Genomic DNA, 17,498 nt, shown 5'->3' on the forward strand with positions numbered 1-17,498 from the left:
GACGTTCGGAACCGCTCAGTCGTACAGGGTGTACTCGTCGGTCAGTTCGTCCACGCGGTCGCTGACTTTTGCGACGACATCGTCGTCGTGCGGGGCGTCGACGACCTCGTAGATGAGGTCGGCGACTTCGCGACAAGCGTCCTCGTCGAAGCCGCGGGTGGTGAGTCCGGGCGTGCCGGCGCGGATGCCCGAAGGGTTGAACGCCGAGCGAGTCTCACCGGGAACGGTGTTAGCGTTGAGGACGATGCCCGCCTCTTCGAGCGCTTCCTCGACTTCCTTGCCAGTCGTGTCGGGATGGGACGGCCGGAGGTCGATGAGGACGAGGTGGTTGTCCGTGCCGCCGGAGACAAGCTCCAGGCCGTGCTCTTTGAGTTGGTCACCGAGGGCGACGGCGTTGTCGACGGTCTGCTGGGCGTACTGTTCGAACTCGGGGGCCAGCGCCTCGCCGAAGCCGACGGCCTTGCCAGCGACGTTGTGCATCAGCGGGCCGCCCTGGGTACCGGGGAAGACGGCGTTGTCGATGTCGTCGGCGTACTCCTCGTCACACATGATGATGCCGCCGCGGCCGGCGCGGATGGTCTTGTGCGTCGAGCCGGTGACGAAGTCGGCGACGCCGACGGGTGACTCATGAACCCCCGCCGCCACCAGCCCTGTGATGTGAGCGATGTCCGCGAGGTGGTAGGCGTCGGTGGCGTCGGCGGTTTCCTGAATCCGCTCGAAGTCGACTTCACGCGGGTACGCCGAATATCCGGAGACGATGATGTCGGGGTCGAACTCCTCGGCGTGTTCGTGGAGGCCCTCGTAGTCGATGTAGCCGCTCTCCTCGTCGACCTTGTACTGTTCGACCTCGTACACCTGGCCGGCGAAGTTCGCCGGGTGACCATGAGAGAGGTGCCCGCCGTGGGTCAGGTCCAGCGAGAGGATCTTGTCGCCGGGTTCGAGGACGCCGAGGTAGACGCCCATGTTCGCCTGTGAGCCCGAATGTGGCTGGACGTTGATGTGGTCTGCACCCCACAGTTCCTTCGCGCGGTCGATAGCGAGCTCCTCCACATCGTCGGCGTACTCACACCCGCCGTAGTAGCGCTCGCCGGGGTAGCCCTCGGCGTACTTGTTCGTCAGCTCCGAGGACTGGGCCTCCATCACGGCTTCGCTGACGTGGTTCTCGCTGGCGATCATCGCCAGTGTGTCGTTCTGTCGACCTCGCTCGCCTTCCAGGGCGTCTGCGACTGCCGGGTCCGTTTCTCGCACGGTTTCGTAGCTCATGTATCGGGGTCGGGACCGGCAGGACAATAATCTACCCTTTGGGCCTTCGCATGTGGTGTGGTGGCACGCCCTGACCGCCACCACGGGCGGCGCGGAAGCGACGGGCTTCTGTCACCCATACATATATATCGGATACCGTTCCACATGATGATACATGGTCGCCTGGGGGGTGACAGGCGAGCGGGTGGACCGGGCCGGCAATGGGACGCCGGACTGGGACGGGGAAACGGTCGACCCGACCGCACTGGTGCGCCAGTTACACAGTCGAAAAGCTACTGACGGCGAACAGTTACCACACCGTGTCGACGACTGTTATCGGGGGAACGTCACCGAGTTAGCGCTGCCAGCGGTGGATGCCACGGTAACACGAGTCGACACTGACGGCGGCGACACTGTCGGCTCGTCGGCAACGCTACAGGAGGGGGAGTACCTGTTGACGATGCGGGCCCGTGCCGCGGGTAGCGGTGGCGAATCACCGCTGGGTGTCGTCGACGATATTCGGATTCACGTCCGCTTCGACGGCCCGGCGTCGCTCCATTCGGCCGGAACCACGTCTGTACTCGCCTTTCATGAGTGGACGAGCGTGACGGTCGGATTCGTCTGGGAGACGAGCACGGAGCGGCCGCATCTGCAGGTCCCCGCGACGCCCGAGGGGCTCGCGACAGCGATCACGCATCTGAGCGGCGCCCATTACACAATGAAGCCGTCCCGTTCACATCCGGAACTCCGCGGGCATCCGCCGATAGTGACGACCGGTGAAACGACGCGTATTCCCGAGACAGTCCGGCAGAACCGTCCTGATACCGGTAGCACGCTCCACGTGCCGGAGTGTGAGGCGGAACTGCTCGTCAGTGCCCCGCTTGCGTACTACCTCGGGGCAGAGGTGGTCGTCGAATCTCGGGATTCCGCGCTGTTGACGGCCAAAGACACGTCAGTCCGCGTCTCCTTCGACGCGTGGCCGTCGCTACAGGAGGGGGTCGCGGCCCTGCTCCGGAAAGTGTTCTACCTCGACTGCCAGATCAGACGCGTCGACCCAGCAGAGAGCGGGAGTCGCATCACGTCGGCGCTCTCGCTGGACCCGGACGCGCTCCGGTCGCTGTCGCCGGCTGGGCGACTCGAACGGTACGTCGATGTCTCCGACGAGGCCGTGAATTCGATCCTGCCGGAGTGGCCCCTCTCGACGTACGTTTCGCCGGAGCCGGAGCGAGTCAGGAGTCTGCCCTTCCTGCTCGACCGGCTCAGCCTCATCTATCTGCCGGACAGCTCCCAGCTCGACCGGGAGGAACTGCTGGACAGGACCCTTGCCGATTCGTATCTGAGTCGCGGGGCAGCCGAACGGCCGCCGATCATCCAGCCGACCTTACGGGAAGGCCAACTGCACACCTGGCTCGCCCCTGGTAACCCGATTGACGCGTGCAAGACGCCGCCGGAAGCGTACGTCAACCGCTATCGCTGCCAGACAAGCGACAGCGACGACCAGCGGGTCGCAGTCGTCCTCAACGACGAAGGGATGGCCGACGAACACACCGCCGTCACCGAAATATACCGGGCGGCTGATCTCCCGATGGACGTGCGAGTCAGGGAGTCACTGTCGGTCAACGAACTGGCCGACGTGTTCGAACAGCCGACGGACTTCGTCCACTTCATCGGCCACTGCGACGACACCGGTCTGCGGTGTCCGGACGGCAACCTGGCGCTGTCCTCGCTGTCCGACACCCGGACGCAGACGTTCTTCCTGAACGCGTGTGGCTCCTACGATGAGGGGCTGGATCTGGTGAAACAGGGGGCAGTCGCGGGTGCGGTGACGCTGACCGACGTGTTGGACAAGCACGCTGCGCTGGTCGGCACCGCCTTCGCGCGCCTGCTCAGTAACGGATTCAGCATCCAGCGAGCGTTGGAACTGGCTCGACGGCGGATAATGATGTGCAAAGATTACGCAGTCGTCGGCGACGGCACCTACTCGATTGTGCCCAGTCCTGCACAGCCAGCGGTGGTCTGGCTCTCGGAGAGTGACGCGGGATTCGACGTGCGGTGTACGGTCGTGTCCCCGGAGCGGCCCGGAGAGAGTTACCGGCTGCCGTTCGACGATAGCAGCGCGCTGAACGGCGAACAGACGAGCCACTCACTGCGCAGGGCCGAACTAGTCGACGCGCTGAACCAGACCTCGCTACCGGTCATCTACGACGGCGAGTTCTACTGGTCCGACGACCTAGCCGCACGCCTCGCGACAGATTTCTGACGGTCCCGATCCGGTCTTGCTCCCGGCACAGTTCCACTGGGCCGTCGTCAATTCCAGTGAAGATCCCTGGGTACCCAGGTACAAAGATGTGATACCGTGACTTCTGGACTAGAAGCCGCCACGTATCGGCAGAACCACAGTTCGGCGGATCGGCCGTCTAACTGCGACATTGACCGGCCAGACGGACGGTTCAGTCCAGCCACTAGACGGGTTCTGCTTAGGATATATGGCCGATATTTTATCGGTTCACAGTGGTGGGTGTTGCTAGATTCCCGGAGAAATCAACACCAATTGGCCGGTAAAATTAAATATACTAAGACACTATATACTGGCATCGGACAATGACTGAAAATCTCCTGCAGGACGATGTCGGTTCTATGTTGACGACGGTGTTCGGGTCAACAGATGAGCCGGTCTACGTCGTGAACCCGTCGCGGCGGAGCATCGCAGAGCTTGTATCGACACTGGACGCCGACTCAGACGCCCCGGAAGTCCGTCTGCTGGCTGACGAGCGCGCCCTGAAAGACGTGATGGACGACTTCCTCATCGCCAGCACGGCGGCCGATCTCATCGACGAGGAGCGTCTCACCATGCGACTGCTCGACGACGTGCCGAACCACTCGGTCGCAGTAACCGTCGATGCAGTGTACGCGCTGGTCACCATCAGTGACACGGTCGGCGGCCTCGGGACCGACGACACGGAGTTCGTCGACAACGCCTACGACTACTACGACTCGACGTGGACGGACGCCGACGAGTACTCCCTCCGGACGCCGCCGCTCAACCGTGTCCAGAGCACGCTGGAATCGGACATCGGCCCGGAGACCGCATCGGACTTCAACGATGTCTTGAACTCGCTATCGACAGCCCGCGGCGATGGCGACGGCTTGGACGAGGTCACCATCAGCCTGCTCGTGGCCGCCCGGAACGGCGAACTGCTGTACGACATCAGCAAGTGGGGCGAGGATGTCGGGCTGGCGAGCAAGGCGACGTTCTCCCGGACGAAGACGAAACTCGAAGACATGAACCTCATCGACACCGAGAAGGTGCCGATTGACGTGGGCCGGCCGCGACTCCGCCTGATGCTCGGCGACGACCGGCTCAAGGACGCCGAGCCGGACGAACTGGCCTCGGTCGCACAGTCCATCCTCGCCGCGTAGGTTTTTCCCGCTTCACCACGAGGGCTTCGGCATGCGAACTGTCGAAGTCGTCGGGCGTGGACCGGCCGTCGACGCACTCACCGCGTTTCTCGCAGATATCGACGTTTCAGTATCGCAACTGTCGACACCGACCGACGCCGCTGGTGACCTCGCCATCGTCGTGGATACCGTCGGCGCGGAGACGTTTGGGACGTTGAACAGCCGGGCGCAGGAGACCGACATACCGTGGGTAGCCGTCGAACTCGGCGGCGTCGGCAGCGTGCCGGTGACCGACGCTGCGGTCAGCGGATTCGGTCCGGAAACGGGCTGTTTCGACTGTCTCAAAACACGGGTCGAGGCGACGGTCGAAGACACTGAGACGCTCGCGGAGGCCCCGTCAGCGGCCACCCAGCGCTTCGCGGGAGCGCTGGCCGGCCGGCTGGTGACGCAGTTTCTCGACGGCGATGGGGCTCTTTTCGGGACTGTCACTGAGCTGCCACACAACCAGCGGCGGTTCCTCCCGGTTCCGGGCTGTGATTGTGGCGAGTCGCCGAGCAAGCACCTCGGCGACGGTCGCCAGACAGCCCACGACAGCGAGGCGCTGTCGCGGGCGGAACTCGGACTCGACGAGCGGGTCGGTATCGCCACGGAGGTCGGCGAGGTCCAGTCGTTCCCGGCCCCGTACTACCTGTCGACGCTCGCCGATACGGCCGGCTTCAGCGACGTGTCGGCCGCTGCCAAGGCTGCAGGTGTCGCCATCGACTGGGACACGGCGTTCATGAAGGCCCTGGGCGAGAACTACGAGCGGTACGCGGCGGGCGTCTACCGCGAATCGAGCCTGGCGGGCGGAACAGTTGCGGACTTCCCGGACGCCGTCACACCCGACGCGTTCGTCAGGGATGCGGCCGAATGGGACGAATCGACAGCCATTCCCTGGGTCCCGGCCGAGGACCTGCTGGCCGACGAGCGGCGGTCGCTTCCCGCCGAAACCGTACACTACCCGCCGCCGTCCAACGCTGTCAGGCCAGCAACGACGACGGGGCTGGGCCTGGGCAACACTGTCACCGAGGCGCTGCTGACCGGGCTGTACGAGGTTATCGAGCGCGACGCCGCGATGCTGTCGTGGTACTCGACGTTCGAGCCGCTTCGGGTCGCTGTCGATGACCACGAACGGTACGGCACGCTCCGGCGGCGTGCAGCGTCCGAGGGATTGGACGTGGCGGCGCTGCTATTGACACAGGACGTGGACGTACCGGTCATCACTGTCGCGCTGGAACGGGACGAGTGGCCCCGCTTCGCGCTTGGGACCGACGCGGACCTGGACCCGGGTGCAGCCGCCGTCGGCGCGCTGGAGGAGGCGCTCCAGAACTGGATGGAACTCGACAGCATGGGTCCGGAGGCGGCCGCGGACGCACAGGGCGCAATCGGACGATATGCTGAAGCACCCGGCGACGCGGCCGACCTGACGGCGACGGAGACAGCGGTACCGCTGGATTCGCTCGGTCCCGACGCTGATCTCTCCGGCGAAGCGGAGCTTACGGCGCTGTGTGACCGGGCGGCTGCTGCGGGACTCACGCCGTATGGCGCACGGTTGACGACGCGGGATCTCGAACAACTCGGATTCGAGGCGGTTCGGGTCGTCTGTCCGTCGGCACAGCCGCTGTTTTTCGGTGCGTCTTTCTTCGGCGAACGGGCCGAGACAATTCCGACCGACCTGGGCTTCCAACCGCGACTCGACAGAGACCACCATCCGTTTCCGTAGAAACAGACGACGCAGCGAGAGAGGAGTCAGATACCGAACGTCGCCCGCAGCATGTCCCGCGTACCCGGTCCGAGCCCGACCGCGGTGACCGCGATGAGCAGGAGGAGCGCGTACCGCGGGCTGTCGTCGATGAACTCCTCGTTGAACAGCGAGACGACCAGCGAGGCGACGGCGAGCTTGACAATGAGGAACGGCCACGACGTGCCGATAGCGGCCGAGAGACCAGCCGGCTGGAGCGTTTCTGTAGCCTCGATAATGAACGCGTTGGCGGGGTGTTTGGGGTAGTAGGTTAACGGGACGTTCAGCGCGTCGAGCCAGTCGGCCAGCAGGACGTTCGCGACGCCGTCGATGGCGTGGCCCCAGATGACGAGCAGTCCGATGTACCCGGTGCCGTCGTTCATCGCCGGTCGGTAGGTCTCGAACGCCCAGTAGATGCCATACGACAGCGCCGACGCCAGCGCCACGGTGGTGATGAGAACGGACGGATACAGCGTCGCGTACTCGCGCGTGAGCGCGACGAACGTGAGGTAGAGGAGCGTCACCACGACCAACACGCTCCCGATAACGCCGGTCGTCCGATAGTAGCTGTCGACGACCCCCCGCTGTTCGAGGTCCACGCAGACGACGAGGACGAGCAGCGTGAGCAAGAACACCGTGCCGTAGATGACCGGACTGATGATGAGCGAACTCAGCGGGTACTCGACGATGGGCGTGACGCCGGCTTCGACCGCGCGGTCGGTCGCGTCTTCGACGACCCGTAGGGCCCCGCCGAGTAGCATGAAGGGGACGAAGGCGAAGTAGAGCTTCGGGTCCTCGGCGATGTCCAGTCGTTCGAGGAGGAAGTAGACCCCGACCAGCATGTACACGAGGATCAGCATGTAGCCGATCTCGGAGACGATGGTATACCCTGGCTCGGCGATGAGCCGCCCCTCCTGGATAGCCGCCTGACAGCCCTCGTACAGTGGCTGTGGTCCAGACGGAGTCATTTCAGCGCAGCTGGCTGCCTTGGCGTCGGCGTACACCGGCCCCCAGAAGTACTGCCAGAGGAACCGGTCCCAGACGGCCCGTGGGGCGGCCAGAACAGCGCCGACTGCGACGAGGAGAACTGCGACGAGAGAGCCCAGCCAGAGTTGACCAGGCCCGAAGTCATCGACGGCCCGCTCGAACGTGTCCATGGCCGTGTGACCGGTGGCAGGCGGTTTTAGCGTTCCGGTCGCGTGTGCTCGGACCGAAAGACCGCGGGTCGGAAAGATCGCTCGGAGAAGAAGAGCGCGAAAGCGCGCTCAGTCCTGGGTGAGCGCCTCGTTTCCAGCCGCCACGAAGGCGTCGTGGGCCTCGCCGTTAGAAGCGACAACCGAATCGCTGTCGTGAGTCCAGGGCTCGCCGTCGAGGTCAGTGACCGTCCCGCCGGCCTGTCGAACCATGTGAACGCCGGCGATCGTGTCCCAGGGGTTCATCGGGCGGGTGCAAACGAGCCCCTCCAGCGCCCCGTCGGCGACGTGTGCCAGCGTGGCCTGGAACGATCCTAGACGACGGATGTCGCCGAATCGGTCGGCGATAGCGCTACACAGCCGACCGAACTCCGTCCTGTCGTCGCGGTCCCACCAGCCGACCGGAGCGACTGCGAACGTCTCCGGGTCGGTTCGCTCGCTCACCGAGAGTTCGGTTCCGTCCCGCGTGACGCTCTCCGGGCCGGCGGCGTAGAGATCGCCGTAGGAGGGCAGGTACGTGACCGACGCGACCGGGTCGCCGTCGACCACTGTGCTCACACTCGTCGCCCACAGGCGCATTCCCCGGACGTAGTTCGCAGTCCCGTCGATCGGGTCGATGACCCACACCGCACCGTTGTCGGGAACGGAATCGACTGCTTCGACGGCACCGTGGTCAGTCTCTGGACCGGTCATCGTCGAGAGATCCTCCTCACAGAGGAAGCGGTCGCCGGGAAACGCCTCCCGAATCGTGGCGACGACCTGCTGCTGGGCATCGCGGTCGGTCTCCGTGACGAGATCGTTCTTGTTGGCTTTCGACTCGACGCTGAGGTCGCCCCGGAACTGCTCGCGGGCGACAACACCGCCGGCGCGGGCCGCTCGTTCGGCGACTGCCGCCCGGTGGCTTGCATCTGTCATATCTATCGCTGGACCGGCCTCGTTCAAACCATCTCGCCTTCCAGCAAAACGTGATCGCCGTCCGGCGACGAGTCAGTCGTCTTCGACGGCCTCGTCGACGGCGTCGAGGATGGCCTCGGCGATGTCCCTGGCCTCGTTGGGTGTGTACAGGACCTGGTTCCCGAGTGACTGTTCGATACGGACGTAGCCGTCATCGTCCTCGATGGAGAAAAACGCGGTGTTCTCCAGCGGTGGCACGCGCAGGCTACCCCCCTCGGACTGGTCTGTTGCCATGGTACAACATAACATATGAATTGGTTTAAATCTACGGCTGGCGGTAGCGCAACCCGTTCCTAATTACAATTATTGATAACTAGACCCCAACGGCTTATACATATCCCGGAGATGTACAGGTATGGGTTCGATACTCGGGGCACTCCGGTTTAGCAAGGACCTATCGATTATCATGCTTTTGGGAGTCGTGTACGTCCTCGGCCTGAGTGTGACAACGCTGATCAGCGCATTGAAGAACCGCCTGCCGCGGCTACACGCTGTCGGGAACGAAGTTCGGAACTGGTTCCGTCGGCCGGCGTAACAGAGCCTCAACTGAACACGCACGGACGATTGCGAGATACAATACCACTCAGCATCCGAAACGCGCTCCGAACTGCAGTGATATGTCTGTAACGTTGGAATTCTATAGGCCGTCAGCCTGAATTATCACGGAGTACCTCCTATTGCGGTACTACTTAAGTAGTAACGACGTTCCAATGCTTAGCCGTCTTGCATCAACTCACTTGATATGTCTCATAATGGTCCCAGTGCGAATGTAGTCAGGAATGTTATATATTCTTGTTTTGCAGAGTACATTAACACAGAAATAATGCGCTTTATCGACTGTCGAACACTTCTTTTATGACTGTTCAAAGAAGCAGTTGTACACGGTTGCGGTGGGAACGGGGTAATCATGGTAAATCTAATTATTAATGGAAGGTTATGTCAGCCAACAGCTTTATTATACGCTGCTTTGACATTATATTCTGTGGGAACGGTATGTAATACCTATCAGAAGTCGTCCATTGAAATCAGGTAAGATGGAGTTTACTATTCATATTAAGAAGCAGCAGTGCAGGGGGAGTGGAGAGCGTATGCTAAGAGGCGCATCAGTTACAGCAGAGGTACGGGAATGACGATACAGGCAAATCAAGCAAATCAAGCGAGTCAACGGGGGATCGCATCCGAGACTGCAGAGGAGTTTCTCGTCACGCCGGAGAGCGAAGTCGAACCGGTTTTGAGCGTCGTGATGCCGACACTCAACGAGGAGCAGGGAATCGTGGAATGCATTGATCGGATAAAAACGGCAATAACGGAACTGCGCGTGCCGACGGAAATCGTCGTGAGCGATAGTTCCACCGATAGAACGCCCGACCTGGCTCGCGAGCGGGGCGCAACGGTCGTGACGCCGGACGAGCCGGGGTACGGGTACGCGTATCGCTACGCGTTCGACAAGGCGCGCGGCGAGTATATCGCGATGGGCGATGCCGATACGACGTACGATTTCGAAATGATTCCACGGCTTCTCGATCCGGTCCGGAACGGCGATGCCGACATCTGCATGGGAAGCCGACTGGAGGGTGAGATACGCGACGGGTCGATGCCGCCACTACACAAATACGTTGGGAACCCGCTACTGACGCGGTTCCTGAACACGTTCTACGGCGCCGGGGTAAGCGATGCACACAGCGGGTTCCGCGTGTTCACCAAAGACGCACTGGAAACGCTAGAGCTAGAGACAACTGGGATGGAGTTCGCTAGCGAAATGATCATGGAAGCCGGCGCAAACGATCTCACCATCGAGGAGGTCCCGATCGTCTACCACGAACGTGAGGGCGAGGAAACGCTCGACAGCTTCAGTGATGGCTGGCGACACGTCCGATTCATGCTCGTGAATGCGCCGGACTACCTGTTCTCGTATCCGGCCCTGCTGTTGGTGTCACTCGGTGCGGTGTTGATGTCGCTGTCGGTCGCTCAGGTGTCGGCCGGCGGCATCAACTTCGGTATCCAGACGATGGTCGGCGGGTCGCTGTTGGCTATCGTCGGATACCAGATCTGGACGCTCGCGCTGTTCAGTTCCATCGCTGCGGACCCGATCAACGAGCCGGATGGCGTGCTCGTCAGGATGGTACGGGAGCAGTTCCAACTGGAACACGGTGCGTCGATAGGCATCATCGCAACTGTGATCGGTGTTCTGTATCTCGGGACCGTGTTCGGGCAGTGGCTCTTCGCCGGCGAAGCGGCGTTACCGTCAGCCACGGCAACCCTTCTGGCCTCGACAGTTGTGGTTCTGGGGATACAGACTGTGTTCGGATCGTTCTTCATGAGCATGCTAGCCGACAGCAGCTAGCCGCAGGGCAGAATGCAGGAGAGCGGTCAGCCCTGCACACACCGGCTCGCACACGTTCCGTTTTCGGCACACTGCACATCGGGGCGGGTTCGGCTCTCAGCGACGAACTGCCACTCGTTTCGGCCCACATTGTCAGTGCCATTCGAGTACGTGAGCTGTCTGTACAGGCCGTTGTAGTTCATCACGCTATCGTACTCCGTTCGTGTGTAGCGCTCCTCGTCGATACCGTCTTGATGGGCGTCCAGACCCATCGCGTGTCCGAACTCGTGCATGAACAGCGAGGCAGTGATTTTCGTCGACTCGAACCGCTCCATCGCCGCGATTTCGGGCCGCCCCGCCCCGACGAAGTAGTCGTCCCCGTTGTAGGCCACGTCGTCAGTGACCAAGACGTAGTAATACCCCTCTGAGCGGTGTCCAGAGTGGTTTCGACGGAAGTCATAAATATCGTTTCCGGGGCCTGGTTGGTGTTTCGAGTAGACGGTGCCGTTCACCGAGAGATTGGTCTCATCCGTGACCAGATGGATATCGATTCCAGTGGACCCGTCGGGGTTCGAGACGGGCGCACTGTCGAAGGTGTCCACAATCGACGCCCGGACAGCGTCACTGAGCGTCGTCGACTGCGTTGAGTCCACTTCCACGTAGATGTCTGTCCGGAGTGGATCTGCGCCCGGAATAGCCTGTCCGCAGCGGACTTCCATGCCGTCCGGATAGCCGTCCCCGTCCGTGTCCGGGTCTGTCGGGTCGGTGCCGTACACAGACCGCTCTAGCGAATCGGACAGCCCGTCTCCGTCTGTATCAGTCGTAGTATCGGCGACTTGGGTACCCTGTGCCGTCTGGTTGTCCGGCCCACCGCTAGCGGTGTTCAGTTGTGGGGAGGTTCCAGCTGCGGGGAACACAAGGCCTGCGAAAAGGAGCGTGACAAGCGCAATGACGCCGATGCGAAGCATCGGTAGTCGCCTGAGTTGGGTGTTCGCAAGACGGTGTTTGACAGCGGAAAAGAAGCGAAAGGCAAACTCAGAACTAATATTGATATCTAAAGAGAATGATTGGAAGCAGCGCAGCATGTAATCCATAATAGGCCACTGGACCATCATTAAGGCACTAATCGTCGGTTGCAGGTTAAGTAAGTAATTCTCCAAATATCAATATTAAATTCGATATTAGATTCCGAACGAGGATACTACGGAGCCGATCTGTGTCTGTCGGTATCTTCAATGGTCTCCGTTCAGTAACGGCTGCTAATGCGTGTTACCCGGCGGTTCTGGCTCACACTCACCGCTGTGGGCAGCCTTTTCGTCGGTGGTGTGCTCCTCGATGCGCCGCTGTTAATCGTCGGTGCCGTCGGGCTCACAGGCTGGCTGCTCGCGCTGCAACTAGCGTTCGTCCGTGCGGTTTCACGGATCACGGACGGACTTACCGTCAGTCAGTCACTCGATCGATCCCGTGTACGGCCCGATATCGAAACGAAATACACACTTCAGGCATCGGTTGACGCCGACGGGGACCACATGCCGCTGTCCGTCGAGGCGACGGTTCCACTCGCAGCACGGCTGGAGGCGGACCCTGCTCCGACAATCGAACTCGACGCCTCGATGCAGTCGTCATCAGTAACGGTTCCGCTGATGTGGGAAACCGTCGGTGACCACACTGTTCCAGGCCCAACAGTCACAGTCACCGACAGAGTCGGGCTATTCACACAATCGTTCACGGCTGATGCAGGCCCGGAAATAACCGTGGAGTCGCCGTCTGTGGGTCCGATTCACGTCGGACAGAGCGGGAAGCGGCTACTACGTGGTGTCGGTGAACACGACGCTCGCGGGCGGACAGGGGGTCTGTCAGCCGAGGAAATCCGAAAGTACGTCCCGGGAGACGCGTTGAAATACGTTGACTGGAAAGCGACCGCCAGGTTAGACGAGGCCCACGTCCGAAACTACGAAGCCGAGAGCAGCCGGAGCGTCGTGTTGCTCCTCGATCACCGTCACACAATGGACGACGGACCGCCCGGAGAGACGAAGTTGGCCCATCTCAAACCGGTCGCCGCGGCCTTCCGACAGCGTGCCGAAACGATCCGCGACCCGTTGGGCTATCTCACGGTCGACGACGAGGGCGTGACGGACTCAGTGGTCCCCGTCGCGAGAACCGAGGCGTACAAATCGGCCCAACACCGGATCAACGACCTCACTGCCGAAGCTGAGACGCACGCTGTGGCCACCGGAGCAACGACGTGGACCGGTTCGATAGCTCCCCCAGAGAATCCGACGGCGGGGACACGGTCGCCGATGGAGACCACGCTGCTCGCGTATCGTGACGCTGTCGGATCGAAACGTCACCTCCCGAACCAGCCACTGTACAACGGGTTCCAGGCGGCACCGTTCGGGATACGCGCCGCGGACCTGGTAGTCATCTGTACCGACGACAGTAATCGAACGGAGCTACGGAACACGGTTGGACTGGCCAGACGCAACGCGACGGAGGTCGTCGTGTTCATCACACCGACTGTGGCCTTCGACCCGGACATCATTACGGATCTCGACGCCGCATACGAACGGTATCGGGACTTCGATCAGTTCCGGCGAGAACTGAACGAAATCGGGTCAGTAACCGCCTACGAAGTCGGCTCGCCGGACCAGATATCGACGATTCTGGCCGGTAGCCCGGCAAACACCGAGGGGGAGCACGTATGAGTCTGAAACAGTCGCTTGACCCGCTTCCAACCGGGATCGGCCTGCTCGGGATCATCGTCGCGACAAGCGGGCTCGCCCGGGGCAGACCGATATGGCTCGTGCTCACCGGTATTGCACTCGGAGGCCTCTACCTGGTCGGGACACCCGTTCTCGCGGTGGTGTTCGGGCAGATCGCCCTCGTCGCAGTCGATGCCCCGTCGCTGCTGACACTCGCTCTCGTCGAGGGCGGCTTACTCGTGACGTTGCTTTCGATGGCTGTCGGGACACCCGACGGCCGGGTCGCCGGTAGCCTGGTCGCGGGTGTCGTTCCGCTGCTTGGCGGGTTCGCCTGGCTGTCGCTCTGGCGGTGGAACGTGGAGCCGCTTCTGGTCGGGGGCAGCCTCCTTTCCGGGGCCGCAGTTGTCGGCTACCTGCTCCACCGCTATCTCCTGATTGACCTCGACATCGTGACTGCAGACACAGCGTCGGACAGTGATATCCCATGAGTCAACCCGAACCAACGCAATCGGAGGCATCGGCCGATGAACACGACCAACAGACGGATGTCGTCCAGGACCCTCAAACACTCGAAGCGGAGTTAGAAGTACTGCGGGAAGAGAACCGACGGTTACGTGACTCCTACGCACGTGCAAAGCGGACGACGTTCAGGCGGACCGCGTTGGGGTTTTTTGCGGTCGGCGGGCTGTCTCTCATAGCGGCGTTCCTCTTTCCGACCTTGCAGACCGTCTTCATCGCGTTCGGTGGGACCGGCGTGTTCGCCGGCATCGTGACGTTCTATCTCACGCCCGAGCGGTTCGTCTCGGCGTCGGTCAGTGACACGGTGTTCACCACGCTGGCCGATGTCGAACAGCACCTCGTCAGGGAACTGGAACTCCAGACCGAGGCGGTGTACGTCCCGACGCCGTCGCGCCCGGAGACGAACGCGCGCCTGTTCGTCCCACAGCACGTCGAGTATGTTATTCCGGACACGGAGCGGTTGGGAGAGTTGTTCGTCACGAGCGCTGTCGAAGCGGGGCAGGGCGTCTCGCTCCCGCCGACCGGCGACCGCCTTTACACCGAGTTCGACCGCACGCTGTCGGGCGACCTCGGTGACGACCCCGGCACGATAGCGACGCAACTGACCGCGTCGCTGGCCGAGCAGTTCGAGGTCGTCGACGACACGATGGTCGAAATCGACTCCGAGAATCGACACGCGTCCATCGCTGTCGACAATCCAGCGTTTGGCGACATCAATCAGCTGGATCACCCGGTGGTGTCCCTGCTCGCTGTGGGGTTTGCCACGGGCCTTGATCGACCGGTCACCGCCGATACACACGACGACGACCGGTTCAGCGGTGTCGTGACGGTCTCGTGGGACTCCGTCGGCGAGGACTCACCGAACGAGTCCGATACCGCGATGGCTCCGGCACAAGACGCGACGCCGGAGACCGACTAATAGCCACCCGTTCGCTACTCGAACTCGCCTGTCGTCCCGCCGTCACCGACTGCCGGCTCGACGCTCGCGCTGTGGTCGGTGTCGGAGCCGGGCGGCGTGATTGACTGGAGGATTTCCTCGATAACCGCCTCGGAGTTGATCTGGCTCAGTTCGGCGTCGCTGTTCAAGATCAACCGATGGCGCAACACCGGGAGCGCCATCTCTTTGACATCATCCGGAATAACGTACTCCCGGCCGTTCAGCCGCGCGACCGCTTTCGACGTGTTCTGGAGCGCAATCGCCGCCCGCGGTGAGGCCCCATGAACGACGTTCCGGTGGTCCCGCGTTGCGGCGATAATGGAGAGAATGTACTCCTTGACGCTGTCTTCGATGTGCGTCTCGGGGATCTCGTTTCGAGCACGTAGGAGTTCGTCCCGGGAGATGACCTGCGAGATAGCGTCCGCATCGAGTGTGGGATTCGAGTCGAACCGATCGAGAATCGCGCGCTCCTCGTCGGCGTCCGGAATCTCAGTGACGAGTTTCATCTGGAACCGGTCGCGCTGGGCCTCCGGGAGCTTGAACGTCCCTTCCATCTCCAGTGGGTTCATCGTCGCAACGACGGTAAACGGCGTCGGGAGTTTCAGCGTCGACCCCTCGATGGACACCTGTCCCTCCTGCATCGCTTCGAGCAGCGCGCTCTGTGTTTTCGGCGGCGCGCGGTTGATCTCGTCAGCGATGACCAGGTTCGTAAACACCGGACCTTTCTGGAGTTCGAACTCCCCGTTTCGCTGGTGGTACACCGTCGTCCCGGTGATGTCCGCGGGAAGGAGGTCAGGTGTCATCTGAACCCGTGAGTGCTGGAGATCGGTCGCGTTGGCGACGAGTGTGGCGATCGTGGTTTTCGCGACGCCAGGGACCCCTTCTAGAAGCACATGGCCACGTGTCAACATCGCTACCGTAATATGGCGGAGGATTTCTTCGTTACCGATGAGAACTGTATCCGTCTCCTGCTTGAGACGGTCGTACAGTACCGACGGATCAGTCATTGCGTTGACGTTCGGACCGCTGTTTAATAACGGCTTCCGTTACACGCTCGATCTGAGCGCTCTCCCAGTCCGGATGACGGCTCCTGAGATACTGCTCGACGCTGTCCGGGGACAGATGTGGGTCGGTATCGTGACCTCTGTATGCCCGGAGTCGGTCCCGGAACCGTTCGTCGAGCCGGCGGTCGAACACGAGCAGCGTCCCAACCAGAACGACGCCACAGAACAGTAACAGCGCGTCGGACCGCTGCACGGCCAGTATGGCGGCGGCCACCGGCGGGACGCTGCTGGCGTGTGAGTAATCCAGCAGCGCGGCCTCGTGGTCAGCGAGGAGGTTCCGGACGAACCGTCTGTTGTCGCCGCGTTCGAGCATCGCGTTCACGAAGACACTCGGGTCGCCGACAGCGATGACACGACCGTCGCCGACCGATTCGCTCGTGACGACGGGCCGGGACCCCAACTCCTCCTCGTTGTCGAGTTCAGCATTCCCGTTGGTGTCGAGATAGGCGAACTCGGAGGTGTTGACGAGCGTCGTAGCGTTGCCGGCCCTGACAGTCGTGCCGTAATTGAGGACGACGGTGTCAACGCCCGCCGTCTCCGGATAGTCGCCCGCAGGCGTCGCTTCTGGGAACGAGGAGTTCCGGTAGTAATTCTGGTTATCGTACACCGGGCGGCCGTCGAAGCGCGCGTCCGCACCGACGGCAGCGAGCAGGGCATTCCCCTGTGGCCGGTAATCCTCGGCGACGACGAGCGTGCCGCCGCTCTGGACGAACTCGGCGATACGTGTTCGCTCGCGCGACGAGTACGGTTCTTCCGGCGAGAGAACGACGGCGACGGTGCCGTCTGCACCAGTGGTCGGATACTGGCTCACGTTCGTCCCGACGGTCACGTTTGCGCCGGCGTCGGCGGCGATACCTCGGAGTTCCCCCGCACCGTCCCACTGGGAGTTGTACACGCCGAACGCTGCCGAGGACGTGCTCGCAGCGTAGACGAGGGCGATGACTGTGAGGACGGCGTAGGCGGCCAGCAGGACTTGTGGGAGGCTGAGCGACGGCAGCCGAGAACCAGCAGAGAGCGATGTCGACGCCATCAGACCAGCCCCGGGGGTAGAATCTCGAGGATCCGTTTGATGACCACGTAGGCAAAGCCCATCAGCCCCAGGCCGATGAGCCACCAGAGCCGCCGTCGCCAGCGCGGCGACACGGCCTGTGGTGCGACCAGTTCGACAGTAACGAGAAACCCGATCAGCGACACGACGAAAAACAGCTCTAGGGTCAGCGCATCCAGCAGGGTCAACACGAGGATTGTGCCAAGCACCCACATGAGATGCCCGTAGATGAACTGCTGGCGCTGTCGGGTCGCCATGCCACGGCGTTGTCTTCGGCAGACAGTCAAAGTTCCGACCGACGGTCGCCGGCTGAAACAGTATGAACTGACAATTGATC

Annotated in this window: 15 protein-coding genes; 7 read left to right on the forward strand and 8 right to left on the reverse strand. The window is 62.1% G+C overall.

Annotated elements, in window-relative coordinates:
- Positions 1-15: 15 nt before the first annotated feature.
- On the reverse strand, positions 16-1,263 hold the full coding sequence (gene glyA, locus NDI54_RS09830; RefSeq protein WP_310896269.1) for a serine hydroxymethyltransferase: 1,248 nt from the start codon (positions 1,261-1,263) through the stop codon (positions 16-18).
- Positions 1,264-1,417: 154 nt separating this feature from the next.
- Here glyA and NDI54_RS09835 point away from each other — a divergent pair, with 154 nt between their 5' ends.
- The 3 genes from NDI54_RS09835 (at position 1,418) to NDI54_RS09845 (ending at position 6,403) form a co-directional block, all read left to right on the forward strand.
- Entirely contained in the window at positions 1,418-3,502 is a 2,085-nt protein-coding gene (locus tag NDI54_RS09835) for a hypothetical protein (RefSeq protein ID WP_310896270.1), read from the forward strand.
- A 341-nt stretch (positions 3,503-3,843) separates the two neighbouring features.
- Complete coding sequence (tbsP, locus tag NDI54_RS09840) at positions 3,844-4,662, forward strand: transcriptional regulator TbsP (protein ID WP_310896271.1); 819 nt, start codon at positions 3,844-3,846, stop codon at positions 4,660-4,662.
- A gap of 31 nt (positions 4,663-4,693) precedes the next feature.
- Positions 4,694-6,403, forward strand: a complete 1,710-nt coding sequence (locus NDI54_RS09845; protein ID WP_310896272.1) for a YcaO-like family protein — start codon at positions 4,694-4,696, stop codon at positions 6,401-6,403.
- Positions 6,404-6,429: 26 nt separating this feature from the next.
- Here the strand turns inward: NDI54_RS09845 and NDI54_RS09850 are convergent, their stop codons facing one another.
- The 3 genes from NDI54_RS09850 to NDI54_RS09860 form a co-directional block, all read right to left on the reverse strand.
- Positions 6,430-7,578 carry a DUF63 family protein gene (locus tag NDI54_RS09850; protein ID WP_310896273.1) on the reverse strand — a complete coding sequence of 383 codons (1,149 nt, stop codon included), beginning with the start codon at positions 7,576-7,578 and terminating at the stop codon, positions 6,430-6,432.
- Positions 7,579-7,686: 108 nt separating this feature from the next.
- Positions 7,687-8,529: an inositol monophosphatase family protein gene (locus NDI54_RS09855; RefSeq protein WP_310896274.1), complete on the reverse strand. Its 843-nt coding sequence runs from the start codon at positions 8,527-8,529 to the stop codon at positions 7,687-7,689.
- 72 nt (positions 8,530-8,601) lie between these two features.
- Entirely contained in the window at positions 8,602-8,802 is a 201-nt protein-coding gene (locus NDI54_RS09860) for a hypothetical protein (RefSeq protein ID WP_310896275.1), read from the reverse strand.
- Between the two features lie 892 nt (positions 8,803-9,694).
- Between NDI54_RS09860 and NDI54_RS09865 the strand changes: the two genes are divergently transcribed.
- The gene (locus NDI54_RS09865; protein WP_310896276.1) at positions 9,695-10,912 is read left to right on the forward strand and encodes a glycosyltransferase family 2 protein; all 1,218 of its coding nucleotides are present in this window, start codon (positions 9,695-9,697) and stop codon (positions 10,910-10,912) included.
- A 26-nt stretch (positions 10,913-10,938) separates the two neighbouring features.
- Here NDI54_RS09865 and NDI54_RS09870 read toward each other — a convergent pair whose 3' ends face one another.
- Entirely contained in the window at positions 10,939-11,859 is a 921-nt protein-coding gene (locus tag NDI54_RS09870) for a zinc metalloprotease (protein ID WP_310896277.1), read from the reverse strand.
- 294 nt (positions 11,860-12,153) lie between these two features.
- On the opposite strand from NDI54_RS09870, the gene NDI54_RS09875 reads away from it, so the two are divergent.
- The 3 genes from NDI54_RS09875 to NDI54_RS09885 are packed head-to-tail and all read left to right on the forward strand — an operon-like array spanning position 12,154 to position 15,031.
- Positions 12,154-13,596, forward strand: coding sequence for a DUF58 domain-containing protein (locus NDI54_RS09875; protein ID WP_310896278.1), 1,443 nt, complete (start codon positions 12,154-12,156; stop codon positions 13,594-13,596).
- On the forward strand, positions 13,593-14,081 hold the full coding sequence (locus NDI54_RS09880; protein WP_310896279.1) for a hypothetical protein: 489 nt from the start codon (positions 13,593-13,595) through the stop codon (positions 14,079-14,081). Before NDI54_RS09875 ends, NDI54_RS09880 begins: the two co-directional genes overlap by 4 nt.
- The gene (locus NDI54_RS09885) at positions 14,078-15,031 is read left to right on the forward strand and encodes a hypothetical protein (protein WP_310896280.1); all 954 of its coding nucleotides are present in this window, start codon (positions 14,078-14,080) and stop codon (positions 15,029-15,031) included. The genes NDI54_RS09880 and NDI54_RS09885 overlap by 4 nt, the downstream gene beginning before the upstream one ends.
- 14 nt (positions 15,032-15,045) lie before the next feature.
- On the opposite strand, the gene NDI54_RS09890 is transcribed toward NDI54_RS09885, so the two are convergent.
- From NDI54_RS09890 to NDI54_RS09900, 3 genes are read right to left on the reverse strand one after another with little or no spacing between them, the layout of a single operon-like run.
- Entirely contained in the window at positions 15,046-16,056 is a 1,011-nt protein-coding gene (locus NDI54_RS09890; protein WP_310896281.1) for an AAA family ATPase, read from the reverse strand.
- Positions 16,049-17,143 carry a DUF4350 domain-containing protein gene (locus NDI54_RS09895; RefSeq protein ID WP_310896282.1) on the reverse strand — a complete coding sequence of 365 codons (1,095 nt, stop codon included), beginning with the start codon at positions 17,141-17,143 and terminating at the stop codon, positions 16,049-16,051. Before NDI54_RS09895 ends, NDI54_RS09890 begins: the two co-directional genes overlap by 8 nt.
- Positions 17,143-17,418 carry a hypothetical protein gene (locus tag NDI54_RS09900; RefSeq protein WP_310896283.1) on the reverse strand — a complete coding sequence of 92 codons (276 nt, stop codon included), beginning with the start codon at positions 17,416-17,418 and terminating at the stop codon, positions 17,143-17,145. The genes NDI54_RS09895 and NDI54_RS09900 overlap by 1 nt, the downstream gene beginning before the upstream one ends.
- Positions 17,419-17,498: the final 80 nt, after the last annotated feature.

It is taken from the genome of Haloarcula terrestris (assembly GCF_031624315.1).
GTDB lineage: Archaea > Halobacteriota > Halobacteria > Halobacteriales > Haloarculaceae > Haloarcula > Haloarcula terrestris.